Origin of the sequence: Nocardia veterana NBRC 100344 (genome assembly GCF_000308855.1) — a bacterium.
In the GTDB taxonomy this organism is placed as follows: Bacteria; Actinomycetota; Actinomycetes; order Mycobacteriales; family Mycobacteriaceae; genus Nocardia; species Nocardia veterana.
In genome coordinates this window covers 14,448-27,554 of the sequence record NZ_BAGM01000118.1, presented here as the reverse complement: position 1 = coordinate 27,554, position 13,107 = coordinate 14,448, and the positions used below count along the sequence as shown (strand labels likewise).

13 protein-coding genes are annotated in these 13,107 nt (G+C 70.1%); 4 read left to right on the top strand and 9 right to left on the bottom strand.

Annotation, left to right across the window (positions count from 1 at the left end; translation table 11 throughout):
- The first annotated feature begins 15 nt into the window (after window positions 1–15).
- Window positions 16–837 carry an ABC transporter permease gene (locus ON37_RS22880; protein WP_083893225.1) on the top strand — a complete coding sequence of 274 codons (822 nt, stop codon included), beginning with the start codon at window positions 16–18 and terminating at the stop codon, window positions 835–837.
- A 109-nt stretch (window positions 838–946) separates the two neighbouring features.
- Here ON37_RS22880 and ON37_RS22875 read toward each other — a convergent pair whose 3' ends face one another.
- The gene (locus ON37_RS22875) at window positions 947–1,282 is read right to left on the bottom strand and encodes an RNA polymerase-binding protein RbpA (RefSeq protein ID WP_030517018.1); all 336 of its coding nucleotides are present in this window, start codon (window positions 1,280–1,282) and stop codon (window positions 947–949) included.
- A 207-nt stretch (window positions 1,283–1,489) separates the two neighbouring features.
- Between ON37_RS22875 and ON37_RS34315 the strand changes: the two genes are divergently transcribed.
- Window positions 1,490–1,813: a hypothetical protein gene (locus ON37_RS34315; protein WP_083893216.1), complete on the top strand. Its 324-nt coding sequence runs from the start codon at window positions 1,490–1,492 to the stop codon at window positions 1,811–1,813.
- Between the two features lie 898 nt (window positions 1,814–2,711).
- Here the strand turns inward: ON37_RS34315 and ON37_RS22865 are convergent.
- The gene (locus ON37_RS22865) at window positions 2,712–3,692 is read right to left on the bottom strand and encodes a glycosyltransferase family 9 protein (protein WP_040722165.1); all 981 of its coding nucleotides are present in this window, start codon (window positions 3,690–3,692) and stop codon (window positions 2,712–2,714) included.
- A gap of 259 nt (window positions 3,693–3,951) precedes the next feature.
- On the opposite strand from ON37_RS22865, the gene ON37_RS22860 reads away from it, so the two are divergent.
- Window positions 3,952–4,302 carry a hypothetical protein gene (locus ON37_RS22860; protein ID WP_040722163.1) on the top strand — a complete coding sequence of 117 codons (351 nt, stop codon included), beginning with the start codon at window positions 3,952–3,954 and terminating at the stop codon, window positions 4,300–4,302.
- 80 nt (window positions 4,303–4,382) lie between these two features.
- On the opposite strand, the gene ON37_RS22855 is transcribed toward ON37_RS22860, so the two are convergent.
- The 5 genes from ON37_RS22855 to ON37_RS22835 form a co-directional block, all read right to left on the bottom strand.
- The gene (locus ON37_RS22855; protein WP_040722161.1) at window positions 4,383–5,576 is read right to left on the bottom strand and encodes a Dyp-type peroxidase; all 1,194 of its coding nucleotides are present in this window, start codon (window positions 5,574–5,576) and stop codon (window positions 4,383–4,385) included.
- Window positions 5,569–6,183 (bottom strand): copper chaperone PCu(A)C, encoded by a 615-nt coding sequence (locus ON37_RS22850; RefSeq protein WP_245553373.1) that lies wholly within the window; start codon window positions 6,181–6,183, stop codon window positions 5,569–5,571. Before ON37_RS22850 ends, ON37_RS22855 begins: the two co-directional genes overlap by 8 nt.
- A gap of 441 nt (window positions 6,184–6,624) precedes the next feature.
- Window positions 6,625–7,167, bottom strand: a complete 543-nt coding sequence (locus tag ON37_RS22845) for a hypothetical protein (RefSeq protein ID WP_157171553.1) — start codon at window positions 7,165–7,167, stop codon at window positions 6,625–6,627.
- A gap of 182 nt (window positions 7,168–7,349) precedes the next feature.
- Complete coding sequence (locus ON37_RS22840) at window positions 7,350–8,252, bottom strand: TIGR03619 family F420-dependent LLM class oxidoreductase (RefSeq protein ID WP_040722160.1); 903 nt, start codon at window positions 8,250–8,252, stop codon at window positions 7,350–7,352.
- Window positions 8,249–8,758: a GtrA family protein gene (locus ON37_RS22835; protein WP_040722186.1), complete on the bottom strand. Its 510-nt coding sequence runs from the start codon at window positions 8,756–8,758 to the stop codon at window positions 8,249–8,251. Before ON37_RS22835 ends, ON37_RS22840 begins: the two co-directional genes overlap by 4 nt.
- 101 nt (window positions 8,759–8,859) lie before the next feature.
- On the opposite strand from ON37_RS22835, the gene ON37_RS22830 reads away from it, so the two are divergent.
- Window positions 8,860–9,660, top strand: a complete 801-nt coding sequence (locus tag ON37_RS22830; RefSeq protein WP_051031936.1) for a helix-turn-helix domain-containing protein — start codon at window positions 8,860–8,862, stop codon at window positions 9,658–9,660.
- On the opposite strand, the gene ON37_RS22825 is transcribed toward ON37_RS22830, so the two are convergent.
- Together ON37_RS22825 and ON37_RS22820 are read right to left on the bottom strand one after the other, a co-directional pair.
- On the bottom strand, window positions 9,646–11,412 hold the full coding sequence (locus ON37_RS22825; RefSeq protein ID WP_040722158.1) for a hydroxysqualene dehydroxylase: 1,767 nt from the start codon (window positions 11,410–11,412) through the stop codon (window positions 9,646–9,648). The genes ON37_RS22830 and ON37_RS22825 overlap by 15 nt on opposite strands.
- A 120-nt stretch (window positions 11,413–11,532) precedes the next feature.
- On the bottom strand, window positions 11,533–12,987 hold the full coding sequence (locus tag ON37_RS22820) for an NAD(P)/FAD-dependent oxidoreductase (protein WP_083893221.1): 1,455 nt from the start codon (window positions 12,985–12,987) through the stop codon (window positions 11,533–11,535).
- Between the last annotated feature and the right edge of the window lie 120 nt (window positions 12,988–13,107).

The window sequence follows — 13,107 nt, the reverse complement described above, 5'->3', positions numbered from 1 at the left end:
GGGACGCGGCCGGATATCGACAGCGACGTCCGCGCGATCGCCGCGCCGGTCCGGGTCTTCCGCGACAGCGCCATCATCGCCTATCGCAATCTGCTGACCATCCTGCGGGTGCCGACCCTGCTGGTGACCGCCACCATTCAGCCGCTGATGTTCGTGTTCCTGTTCGCCTACATCTTCGGCGCCTCGCTGGGCGGCGGACAGTATCGCGAATTCCTGCTGGCCGGTATCTTCACGCAGACGGTGGCGTTCAACGCCGCGTTCACCACCGTCGGGCTGGCCAACGACCTGCAGAAGGGCATCATCGACCGGATGCGGACGCTGCCCATGTCGCGGATGGCGGTGCTGATGGGCCGCACCCTGTCCGACACCGTGGTCAACGTCGTGGCGCTGGCCGTGATGGTCGGCTGCGGCTATCTGGTCGGCTGGCGGATCAACGGCTCGATCGCCGATGCGGCCCTGGCGTTCGCGATCCTGCTGCTGTTCGCCTTCGCGATGTCGTGGGTGGGGGCGCTGACCGGGCTGATCGCGCCGAATGTCGAGGTCGCCCAGAGCGCCGGGTTGATCTGGCTGTTCCCGGTCACGTTCATTTCCTCGGCGTTCATCTCCGCCGAAACGTTGCCCGGGCCGCTGCGCTCGATCGCGGAGTGGAATCCGATCACCGCGGTGTCGGCGTCGGGTCGCAAGTTGTTCGCCAACAGCTCCCCGCCGACCTTCGCCGCCCCGCACGGCTGGCCGGTCGATCACTGCGTCGAATACGCGGTGGCCTGTTCGGTCGCGATCCTGCTCGTCGCCGTCCCGCTGGCGCTGCTGCAGTACCGCAAGGTGGCGAGCAACTGACAGCAGGCGCCGCGGCGCCCGACCAGACAGTCACCGAACGACGATGTCCCCCTCGCATTCGGGTGCGAGGGGGACATCGTCGTATTCGTGGATGCCGCTATTCCTGGGATCAGCGTCCGCGGCGGGTCTTGAGCAGTTCGAGGCGCTCCTGCAGCAGTTCCTCGAGCTCCTCCTTGGAGCGGCGCTCCAGCAGCATGTCCCAGTGCGTGCGCGGAGGCTTCACCTTCTTCGGTTCCTGGGTGGTGCCCTCGATCAGGATGCCCTCCTGACCGTTACGGCACAGCCAGGTCGGCGGGATCTCGGCGTCGTCGGCGAACGGGACGTCGAACTCCTCACCGTTGTCGGTCCGGTACCGCGCCACTCGACGTGGTGCCAGGTCGTGGTCGCGGTCGGTCTCGTAGCTCACCGCTCCGAGCCGGCTACCTCGGAGTACGCGATCTGCCATGGTGTGCGGTCCTCTCTGGCCTGTCGGCAACGTTCTACTGGACTATCAACGCGCCAGCGGCCCGATCGGTTCCCGGTGACGGTCAACCGGTGTATTTTACGGTCTCCACCGGGGCGCGAGTTCCCCGACCCGGCCGAGTCGCGGTGATCGGACGAATTCGGCGTGCCCCCCGGGCGGGGCGCGGGGCGGAGGCTAAGGTGTCGGGTCATGTCGCGCCGTCTGCTGTCGTGTCTGTGGTGCGGGCGGGAGATCGCCGATACCGACATCGGTCGCCGCCGCCGGTATTGTCGGCAATCGTGCCGTCAGCGTGCCTACGAGCACCGGAAGGGCTTGGAGGGCACCGGGATTCCCGAGGATTCGGTGGTGCTGAGCGCTCAGGAAGCGGCGGATCTGGCCGATCGCTGGTTCGCGGCGCGCTGCGCGGCCGAGGATGTGGCCACCGCTGTCGCCGAGGGCGCCGACCGGGCCGAACTGGCCGAGCTGACCGCGAATCTGGTGGCGTTGGCCAAGGACGCCGAACGACTCCGATAGCCGTGGACCAGCACGCCGACGAGGCGGCCGCGGACGCGCTCGTCCAGCCAGGGACGCCGGCGCGCCACCCACGCCGTGGCGACCGCGATCGCGATCAGGATCTGAATGCCGTGCAGCCCGGCGAAGTGGGGGATACGCAGATCGCCGCCGAGCGTGCTCCAGTGGACGATCGGCATCTCGCCGACACCGTCGCGGACCGTAAGCACCGGATCGGTGACGGTGTGTCCGGCCGCCAGCCGCACCGGATGTCCGGCCGCGTCCCGGACCGTCTGCTCGCCGGTGAAACCCATCAGATAGCCCAGCGCCATTCCCGCCACCGCGATCGCCAGCCCGGCGTGTACGGCCCGGCCGGTCGGGCGGTCGAGGATGCGCTGCCACGAAAGGTTCACGGCCACCACGAGATTCGCGACGAACAGGCCGGGAACACCGGAGGTGAAGATCACCTGTCCGACGGAGTTCACCACATCGGTCTCGGTGTCGAAGTGGCTGAAGGTGCCGCGCGCGGCCTGGACGACGATGAAGCCGACATCGACGATTCCGGTGACGGCGAACAGGGTGCCCATCCACCGGCTCAGCCGCGCACCGCGATGGGGTTGCGAGACCAGCCAGGCCAGGGTGAGGGTGTACATCGCGAAGGCCACGCCGAATTTCGCGGGTTTGAGCCAGACCGATTCGCCCAGGATCCGGCGATCGTCGACGAACATCGCCACCAGCGACACCACGGTGAGTGTGGCCATGACGGCCGCGGTCACCGTCAACGGGCGATGCCAGTGCCGCGGCGAGAACAGCTGGGCGGGGGCGGGGAGGGTGGTCATGCGGCGACGCTAGGTCCGGAAGATCGGTGCCCGCGTCCCCCGGCGGTGCCGTCCGCCCCTCATACCCCGGTATCAGGGCACGGTCATCCCACGCGCCGGTAGTTCGTGCCGCGCCGGTCCGCTTCGGCCCAGCGCCGCCTGCTGAGCTGGGTGTCCACCGCCTCCATGACATCCGCGGCGGTCAGTTGCAGCAGTCCGGGGTCCGGGGTGTGGCCGTCACGGTCGCCGGTCCGGCCCGCCCACAACGCGATGTGCCGGCCCGACAGATGCGGCGGCGGCCCGCTGTGGCTGGGGGCGGTGGGCCCGAACAGCACCACCGTGCGGGTGCCGAACGCGGTCGCCAGATGGGCGACACCGGTATCGCCACAGACCACCAGCGCGGCCTCGGCCACCGTCGCCGACAGTTCGATGAGATTCTGCTGTCCGGCCAGGACATGGTCGTGCGAGAGGCCGGCCCGCGCGGCGATGGCCAGCGCGATCTCGCGCTCGAACTCGTCGCCGGTCACCACGACCTCGCGCCCCTGCACCAGCAGATGGCGGATCACCGCGGCGAAACGTTCCACGGGCCAGCGGCGGGCGGGCGCTCCGGCGCCTACGTGCACTACCACACAGTCGCGGTGGCTGGTGGTCGCCACCGGGGGAACGAGACCGAGATTGCGGCGGTCGGCACTCATCCCGGCCGACTCCAGCAGGTGGCACCAGCGATCGATGTCGTGCATCTCCGGCACCCACTGCGGCCCGTCGAGCTCGGGGAAGGCGGGGTTGCGATAGGTCAGAATCCGGGTGGGTTCGGTGCGGGCCAGCTCGACGATGGGTTCGGCGCCCGGTCCGTGCAGGTTCACCGCGAGCGCGGGGGCGGGGCCGTCCCAGCGCAGACTCTGCGGATCGGCCGCGGGCACCATGTCGTCGACCGAGGTGATCAGGTCGACGATGGGTTTGAGCCGGTGCGGTGCGGCCAGCACGATCTGATCGCGCGGCCTGGCCCGGCGCAGCGCACGGAGAGCCGGGACCGCGGTGAGGAGATCACCCAGTCCGCGTGCGCGCAGCACGAGTACAACCGCCACCCTCTTCTCCTAGCCATCACCGAGCGACCCAGCAGTCCCGACCCACTCGATTCCGCGCCGATGTCGCGGCACGGCCGAAGAGAGCCACCTGAGGATGACTACCCGACCCGCTCGGGCGTGAAACGCACGCATTTCCGCCCCGCCTCGGCACGGCTGTGCGGTGGCCGGCGTGAGAGTGCATGCAGCGCAGCGTGACCGGGCCACTCAGCTCTACTACATGCTGTCGTTGAATCGTCGTCGATGATCTACGCTGTGAGCCATGACAGTCGTCTACAACCTGGTGGTGATCACCCACCTGCTCGGTCTCGCCGCGGTGATCGGCGGATATGCGGCCGGTCGGCCGGCGGTGTCGCAGGTGATGCTGTGGGGCGCGCGAGCGCAGATCGTCACCGGCCTGATCCTGGTCGGCATGGCCGACGGCATCGATTCGCTGGACAAGAATCTCGACATGGCCAAGATCGTGGTCAAACTGGTGATCGCGGTCGCCGTGGCCGGGCTGGCCGAGGTCGCGCACGCGGACGCCAAGCGCGGCAAGACGATTGCCTGGATGGCCGACGCCGCCGGAGTGCTGGCGATCGCCAACGTGTTCGTGGCCGTGCTCTGGCACTGAGCGTCGAGGTCGCGACGGCGGGGCACTGTGTGCCTACCGGCATCGAGTGCCGGATCGCAGCGAGTGCCCCCGCCGTGCTCTCAGCCCTCCAATAGGGTCTGCCCGATATAGCCCTGCTTGTCGGCGATCCCCGGCGGGATCACGAACACCGCGGAACCGACAGGGGTGGTCCAGGTGTTCAGGGCGTCGAATTCGGCCAGGCGGCGCTGCACCGGCAGATACTGCGCCGCGATATCGCGCTGGTAGGCGGCGAACAACAGCCCCGAATTCGAGGTCGCACCCGGCGCGGGTGCGTCGTCGTAGTTGTAGCCGCGCCGCAGGAACCGTTCGCCGTCACTGGTGTGGTGTGCGCGAGCGATATGCGCCGAGGGCGGGATGACCGGAATGCCGTGAGCGTCGACCGCCGCGAAATCCGGATCGTCGGTTTCGCGGGTTCCGGTCAGCGGGGCACCGGTCGCGATGCGCCGGCCCACGGTCAATTCCCGGCCCTCGGGGTCGAGTTCGTCCCAGGTGTCCAGATTCATCGCGATCCGGCGCAGCACCATCGAGGTTCCGCCCTGCAGCCACGGCCGGGCCCGGCCGTCGTCCCAGACCAGTCGATCGAAGTCGGCGCCGGCGGCGATATTGACGGTGCCGTCGATCTGACCCATCAGATTGCGCATCGTCTGCCCGGCAGCAGCGTTGCGGAATCCGCGTTGGGTCCAGCGCACGGTGACCAGTGAGCTCACGCTGCGGGTCAGAGCCCGCACCGCATGCGCGACCGTCGTCGCCTCGTCCGCGCAGACCTGCAGCAGCAGATCCCCCTCACAGAATGCGGAGTCGAGGCGATCGATGGAAAACGGCGGCAGTTGCGCCAGCCAGTCCGGCCGCGCGGCGTCGAGTCCGGCGACCGTGAACAGGCGGGGTCCGAAGCCGATCGTGACGGTGAGCCGGGCCGGTCGGGCGGCCAGTTCCGGTTCGGTGTCGGCGAGCGCCGGCTCACCCTGGGTGAGCCGCGCCGCGTCCCCGGACCAGATCCGCAGCAGGCCCGCGATATCCGCCCGGGTGGTTCCCGGCCGCAGGTCGAAGGCGACGAATGCCGCGTGCAGTTGCGGTGCGGTCGCCACGCCGGCCTGGTGCGGCCCGTAGAAGGGCTCGCATGCCGTTCCCGGGTCGGGCGTGTTGTCGCGGCGTGACCAGCGATCGGCGCCGAGCGTCAGCCCCGCGACACCGGCGGCGCCCGCGGCCGCCGCGCCGCCGCTGAGCAACCGGCGGCGCGAGAGCCGCTCAGCCACCGTGCGCGGGGGTCGAGCCGTCGCCGGGGGAGTAGTTCTCCTGATTACCGGCGAAATCCCGCACCTGCGCGGTGAACGTGGTGCTGGTGCCGTCGGCGTATTTCACCGTGACCGGGGTGTTCGCACCCGTGCGCAGCGGGGCCTTCAGATCGATGAACATCAGGTGGTCGGCCCCCGGCTTCAGGGTGGCGCTGCCGTGTGCCGGGATGACCAGGCCGCCGGCCTTGGGTCGCATGGTGGTGCCACCGGCGGCCGACACGAGCTCGTGGATCTCCATTCGGGCCGAGGCGGGGCTGGTGGCGTCGACGATGCGGATCTCGTGATCGCTGCGGTTGGTGAATTCGGCGAACGCCGCCGACATCCCCGCATCGGCCGCCTTGATCCACTGATTGCTCACCGCGATCGAATCGGCGTCGGCGGTGGTGGTACCGCCGGAGGAGCACCCGGCGAGCGCCAGCAGGACGACTGCAGCGGCTGCCACGGCGAGCCGGCGCAGCGGTCGGGTGTTCGCGCGGAGGCCGCGCCGGGCCAGGGTGGCCGGGCGGCCGGAGGACGCCGACGGCATCGGTGTGGCGTCGGCGCGTTGGGTACGGGGGACCGAGAACATGATTCGAACTCCATTGCGGTAGAGGGCTTTTCACTCCCGGTGTGGGTAGGCCGGGAGCGCGCTGATGCGCCCCGGGACCGGGAGGACACATATCTCGAACGGGTTCGTAACAGCTGCAGGTGCTGTCCGCGATGTGGCAGCGCGATTCGCCCGGGCAGGGCGTGGTGCGGTAGCCGAGTCGGCTTCCTCGGCGCGACCGATGCCGCGCCCGAGCGCACCGGCCGAACCTGCGGTGACACGCCAGGTCGTCCGCGCGTGCCGCGATGCGGCGGCCGCGGTCCGATCGTTGGATCGGCAGTACGCACCGCGCCGTCACGCAAGATGGCCCGGCACAAACGGCTGCCACCTTCGACGGCTACTCGCGTGTCCCGCGAGACCGCGCGGGTCGCCGACAGTGTGCTCGACGAGTGCAGCCTGGGTGCCTCGGATCTGCCGCGGTCCTCAGACCGAGCAGCGGACAGCGTACGAACCCGCGTACGCCGGCGGACCCCGTCGGCCCGTCCCCGAGGCCAGGACCAGCCGATGCGGCCGGCCGGGCGTATCCGGGGTCACGATCACGACCGGATCACCGGAGACGAGGAGAGCATGGACCGCGGCGACGGCGCGGCGGATACGTGAAATCGCTCGCAGCAGCGTGGATTCCGCGGCGCGGATGAGTCCGGCGCCCACCACGATCGCCACGACGTGCGCGATCAGCATCGGCGCGGTGAGCAGCATGTCGTGACAGTGCGGCGCGAGCGACAGCGCCGCGTGTCCGGCCACCTGGCCGACGGCGAGCAGAGCCATCAGGCGCAGCGCGCCCGTGCGGGCGTGCGCGGCGAGCGAGCCGATCACAGTACTGGTCGCCAGCAACAGCATGATGCCGGCCGATCCGGGGGCCGGGGCGCCACCGCCGAGAGCGTGGGCCGCGACACTCACCGTCGCCGACGCGGCACCGACGCAGCTACCCCGCAGCCGCATGGCCGGATCCGCCGTCGCTCGCACCCGGTCATGGTATCGGTGCTCCGCGCCGACCGGCCGCGCCGGTCCGCCCACCGCCGACCGCGGTGACCGCGGTCACGCCCGGCGAATTCTCCGATCACCACAGCCGCGCCGGGCGATCGGTGCTCGTCCGGAATCGGCTGCGCCGGTGGCCGTTCGAGCTCGCGAACGAACCGCGCGACCGCTCAACGCACGCCGTCCAGCACCCGCCGGGCCAGGTCGGCCGCCTGCTCCACCGTCGCCGCCACATACATCAGATCGACGAAATAGTCCTGAAAGCCGGTCTCCGCCGTCGCCGTCCGCAGGGCCGCGACGATCTCGTCCACGGTGGTGCCCCGCCCGGCATTGAGCCGGACGATCGTCTCGATCGCGGCCGGATCGCGCCCCGCCGCTCGTGCCGCTGTATCCACCGCCGCCCGCGCCTGCCGCAGCAGCTCACCCTGACCCGGCGGTCCCGCTACCCGCCACACCGGCAGCCAGCCGTCCGCACGCCGGCCGACGCGGGCCAGCCCGGCCGGCGAATACGCGCCGAGATGGATGGGTGGATGCGGACGCTGGACCGGGCCGAGCTCACGTCGGTGTTCGGGTACCGAGACATAACGACCGCGATAGCCCGCCGGATCCGAGGTCCAGATCGCCTGCAGGGCGTCGAGCGTCTCCTCCAGCCGCGCGCCGCGCCGATCGAACGGCACTCCGGCGGCGGCATATTCCTCCGGTGACCAACCGATACCCAGCCCGACCAGCAACCGGCCACCGCTGACGACGTCGATACTGGTCAGCGACCGGGCCAGCAGCGCGGGCGGATAGAGCGGCGCGATCAGCACATCGGTTCCCAGGCGCACCCGCGAGGTCGCCGCGCCCGCGACCCCGAGGGTCACGAAAGGATCGAGGACGGAGTGGAATTCCCGGGGGAACGAATCGGTACCGGCGTAGCCCACGGTGGGATTCGTCGCCGCGAACACCCGGTCGCCGACCCAGAGGCTGTCCGCCCCGGCGTCCTCGACGCGCCGCGCGAACCAGGCGATCCGGTGGCCCTCGTGTGCCTGCGGACCCAGCTGCGGCAGGGCGAATCCGACCCGCGGGTTCACAGGATCTCCAGTTCGGCCTCGCGCAGATCCTGCGGAAAGACGAAGCGGCGCAATGCCCAGAACCGGAACGCCATCGCCAGCAGCACGCCGAGGATCTGCCCGGTGACGAAATTCGACACCGCCTGGGTGAACGGGCTGACATGCGGCACCCGGATGTCGAAGACGTACAGCGAGACCGCCTGCGGGATCACCGTCACCCCGACCGCCAGGGCACTCACCGCGAAGAACAGCGCCGCCTCGTGATGCCGCTGGCGCCCGCCGCGGGTGTTGAACGACCACTCACGGTTGAGGATGTAGGACACGATCGTCGCGATCAGCACACCGAAGGCGCGCGCGGTCAGCGGCTTGTCCTGCAACACGGTCAGCTTCAGCGCGTACACCACCCCGGTGTCCACGAACCAGGTGATCGCGCCGACAACGGCGAATTTCATCAGCTCCCGATGGGCGAGCAGCAGTGCTCGCCACCGTTCGGGCAGCCGGTCCAGTCCAGCCTGCACCAACGACACGCATCCCACCCTAACCGTGCCCTGCCTCGGGGGCATCCGGGCAGCGATCATGACCTCCCGGGTAATCGTGGCGCCCACCCGCGCCGCCTACCATCGGGCGGGTGCCCACCCATACCGCCGGGGACCTGCTGCGCCACTGGCGCCGCACCCGCCGCCTGAGCCAGCTCGAACTGGCCGGTCGTGCCGAGACCTCGACCCGCCACCTGAGCTTCATCGAAACCGGTCGTTCCACCCCCAGCCGTCAGCTCATCCTGCACCTGAGCGAGGAGCTGGAAATCCCGCTGCGCGAACGCAATCGCATGCTGCTGGCGGCCGGCTACGCCCCCGTCTACGCCGAACCCGGATTGGACATCCCCACCATGGCCCCGGTTCGTACCGCGATGCGGCAGATCCTCACCGGTTACGAGCCCTATCCCGCGCTGGCGGTGGACGCACAGTGGAACATGGTCGACGCCAATTCCGGTGTGGCCCTGTTCCTCGACGGCATTCCCGCCGAGCTGCTCACCCCGCCGGTCAACGCGCTGCGGCTGAGTCTGCACCCGGACGGCCTCGCCCCGCGCATCGTCAATCTGGCGCAGTGGCGCGGACATCTGTTCGAACGCATCGAACGCCAGATCGAGGCGACCGGCTCGACGGAGCTGGCCGAACTACGCACCGAACTCCTCGGCTATCCCGGCGGGCGCGACGACCCGGGCCTGCCCGAACCCGATCAGGCAGTGGTCCCGCTGCGCCTGCGCCGGCGCGACCCCGAACACGGTGACGTCGAACTCGATTTCATCAGCACCATGACCATCTTCGGCAGTCCGATGAACGTCACCGTCGCCGAACTCGCGATCGAATCGTTTCTGCCCGCGACCCCGGCCACCGCCGAATTCCTGCGCCGCCGTTCACATGTCGAGTAGATGCGGCAGTCCGGCCCGGTAGCGGTCGGCGTCGAGACGCTTCAACGGCTCCAGTTCGGGCGGTGCGTACAACGCGAACACCGCCGCCCGCGGCGACGGATCACCGGCCGCGTCCAGCACCCCGTTGGCGGCCTTGCGCCCGGCCTCACACGCGCCCTCCATCGTGGCCAGATCGATGCCGGTGCGGACATGGTCGCCGCAGAAGAACAGGTTGCCGATCGCCGATCGAGCCTCCGGCCGGTGATCCCACGATCCGACCGTATTCACCAGCAGCGGAGTGTCGTTGGTATTGCCGCCCTCCTCGAAAAGCACCCCGGGATCGACGAACCAGGACCGCAGATCCTCATCGCGCAACCATCCGGTGCCGGTGTTGAGCCAGCGTTTCAGCTGCGCCCAGACCTCTTGCACCACCTCGTCCTTCGAGCACTGCCGGGCGGGTTTGCCGAACAGGATTCCGGGAGTGTCCCAATCCGACACATCCGCCGACAGACATTCGACCACGGTGCCGTCGCCGTAGCGGGCCGCGAAATCGCCCCGCCACATGGGCGCCTGCCGCAGGGCCGTGATCGCCCACGGCGAGCCGAGCGCCGCGATATGGCCATCGGGAACCCCCGTGGGTTGCCGGAGGTAGAACTGCACACCCACCATCCAGTCGAGCACCAGCTCCCGCATCCCGGCCAGCGCCGGATCGGCGGTGAGTACCGCGTCGTCGAGAACGGTCGCCGCGCGGTCGGCCGGCATCGCGCAGACGTACCAGTCCGCGCGCACGGTCCGGCCGCCCACATTCGCGCCGGTGATCCGATCGCCCGACACCCGCAATCCGGTCAGCCCGGCGCCGGTCACGAAGCGAACACCCAGTCCGGACAGGTACGCCACCCACGGATCGATCCACGCTTCGTTGGTGGGCCCGTTCAGAATGCGATCCACCCCGCCCCGATACTGTGGCGCGATGCCCGCCCCGGCGAAAACCAGTGCCTCCCCGATGGTTCCGATGGTCCGGGCCGAACTGGTCTCGGCCTTCGCCGCCACCGTGATCCGGGTGAGCGCCCGCGCCAGATACTCGCGATAGGCCCGCGACTTCCCCTCGGCCCGCACCGCATCGAGCCAGGAGCGATATTCCCACTCGCCGAAGCGGCGTTCGGTCGACGTGGTGAACCACATGAGCATCCGGTCGCCGAAGAAGGCCAGTTCCTGCGGTGGCAGGCGGGGAATGAAACCGAGGCCGGCGAGCAGCGCATTGCGCAGGCGATCCGGATTCAGTTCCCGCAGCCCCGCGATCTCGGTCGGCACCGTGACCGGCGGCAGGTCCGCGAAGCCCGCTACCGTCGACTCCACCCGGACCAAGTTGCCGGCGACGCCGTTCACGTTGCCGGGGAACGGGATTCGCGCCATCGTATCGGGCACGTGCTGATAGCAGCCGGGGAAGAACCGGAAGCCGTGCTCGCCGGGCAGATCCGCCCGCCCGCCCGTGCCGGTGCCCGGCACCCCCATGCTGCGCGCCTTACCGCCCGGGGCGGTCGGCTCGTAGACGGTCACCGCGTATCCGCGTTCGGCCAGTTCGTGGGCGGCCGTCAGCCCGGATACCCCGCCGCCGAACACCGCGACCTCGCGGCCCGGCCGTACCTGTCGGCGCACCGGATTGGCCCGCGCGTGCGCGGACCACATCCCGCCGGCCGCCCACGCCGCACCCGCCACCGCCGCGCCGCGTAACAGGTGTCGCCTGTCGAACGTCCCCGTGCCTCGACCACCCATGTCCACTCCTCGATCCAGCGAGCGGGACCGGCGCTGGGTCGACCCCCGACTCGAATTACCTTGACCGCCAGTCGCTCTCGACGCAGCCCGGCGGTGCACCGGGCACGGCCGGGCTGCTCGTCATCTCGAGGCCGAAGCCCGCCGCGGCAGGGCCGGACCCCACTGCGCCAGCCGGCGCTCACGCCAGTCCTCCGCGCCATCGCGCAACTCGCGAATCACGGTCTCCACCACCGCGGCCGGCGGCGCGTGCCACAGCGCCTGCACCGCGAACTTCGCTGCCCGCACCGGAGTCAGCAGCTGGTCCGGAGTCCGGGCGCGCGTCATCACATCGAGCGCCAGCCCGGCGAGGTGCGGATCGGTCGCCCCCGACCGGTACAGCTGGACCTCGAGTGGTGACATCTCCGTACCGCGGGCCAGTCGGTTGGTCCACTGGTACATGGGCAGGCAGTCACGTTCGCGCCCGCGCTCCCAGCGGGCGAGTGCCCGGTCCAGCGCGGCGGCGTCGTCGAGGACCGGGGCGGCCGATTCGCCGAGCAATCGCCCGTAGCGCATGGCGTCGCGCATCCCCTGCGCGGTGACCGGGTCCTTGAAATGCCCGGCGTCACCGGGCAGCGCCCACCCCGGTCCAGTGGAGCGCCGGAAGTAGGAGACGATGTCGGTGGCCGATCGGACCCGGCCGAGTAGTTCGCAATCGGCCAGGCGCGCAGCCAGTTCCGGGATCGCCTCGATCATCTCGCGGTAATGCCGCTCGGTCCGGCCATCGCCGCGGCGGACGCGCTCCACCGGCGGTTGGATCAGGGACAGTACCGTCCCGTTCTCGCACGGGAATGCGGTGCCCAGCAGATTTCCGGCCCGCCACTGGGCGGCGGTCGAACGCCATTCCGGGCGCTCGTCGCGCCAGTATCCGAAATAGCAGGCCCGCCCACTGGGTTTACTGCGATACGGGTCGAGGGCGCCGGTCAGTCGCGCCACGGTGGAGCGCCGACCGTCGGCCCCGACTACCAGCCGGGCTCGAATCCGGTGGGTCGCTCCCGTGCGGTCGACGGCCCGCACCCCGGTGACCCGCTCGCCGTCGCGGAGCAGTTCGGTCACCCGCATCGACTCGTACACCGTCGCGCCCGCCGCACGGGCGGTCTCCACCAGAGCCGCGTCGAACCCGGTGCGCCGCACACACATCGCGTAGTCGATGCCCTCGATCATCGTGAAGGGCGCTCGCACGACCTGTCCGGCGCCGGCCGCGAAGGCCACCCGCAGCCGGGGCGCGCCGAGCGCGAGGACCCGTTCCAGCGCGCCCAGCGCCGCGACCTCGGCAACACCGGCGGGCCACAGCAGGTGAGTCGACAGCGTGTCGGACGGGAAGCGGGCCGAGTCCAGGACGAGCACTCGGCGTCCGGCGCGGGCGAAGGCGACGGCGGCAGCCGAACCGGCGCAGCGCGCACCGACGACGACCACGTCGGTGGAAACCGTTGCCGGACAGGATGTTCCGTCCGCATCGTGCGGAATGGCGACGTGCCGCCCAATCGCGGTGTTCCCGGCGCTCGTCGACGCGGCGGCGGGCTCGGTCTCGGTGGGCATCGGCTCGTCGGTAGGCATCGGCGCCGCCCTTCCGGGTCACTCTGTTCGGACACTGTGTCCTATTGAGAGAATGAAGTGACTCGCCTCACATTGTCAATGGGTGGCTCGAATTTCTTCCCG

Bases quoted from the DNA above. Each gene is read 5' to 3' on its own strand.
- ON37_RS22875 (WP_030517018.1), bottom strand. From the start codon at position 1,282: ATGGCAGATCGCGTACTCCGAGGTAGCCGGCTCGGAGCGGTGAGCTAC.
- ON37_RS34315 (WP_083893216.1), top strand. From the start codon at position 1,490: ATGTCGCGCCGTCTGCTGTCGTGTCTGTGGTGCGGGCGGGAGATCGCC.
- ON37_RS22860 (WP_040722163.1), top strand. From the start codon at position 3,952: ATGACAGTCGTCTACAACCTGGTGGTGATCACCCACCTGCTCGGTCTC.
- ON37_RS22850 (WP_245553373.1), bottom strand. From the start codon at position 6,183: ATGTTCTCGGTCCCCCGTACCCAACGCGCCGACGCCACACCGATGCCG.
- ON37_RS22825 (WP_040722158.1), bottom strand. From the start codon at position 11,412: ATGGGTGGTCGAGGCACGGGGACGTTCGACAGGCGACACCTGTTACGC.
- ON37_RS22820 (WP_083893221.1), bottom strand. From the start codon at position 12,987: ATGCCCACCGAGACCGAGCCCGCCGCCGCGTCGACGAGCGCCGGGAAC.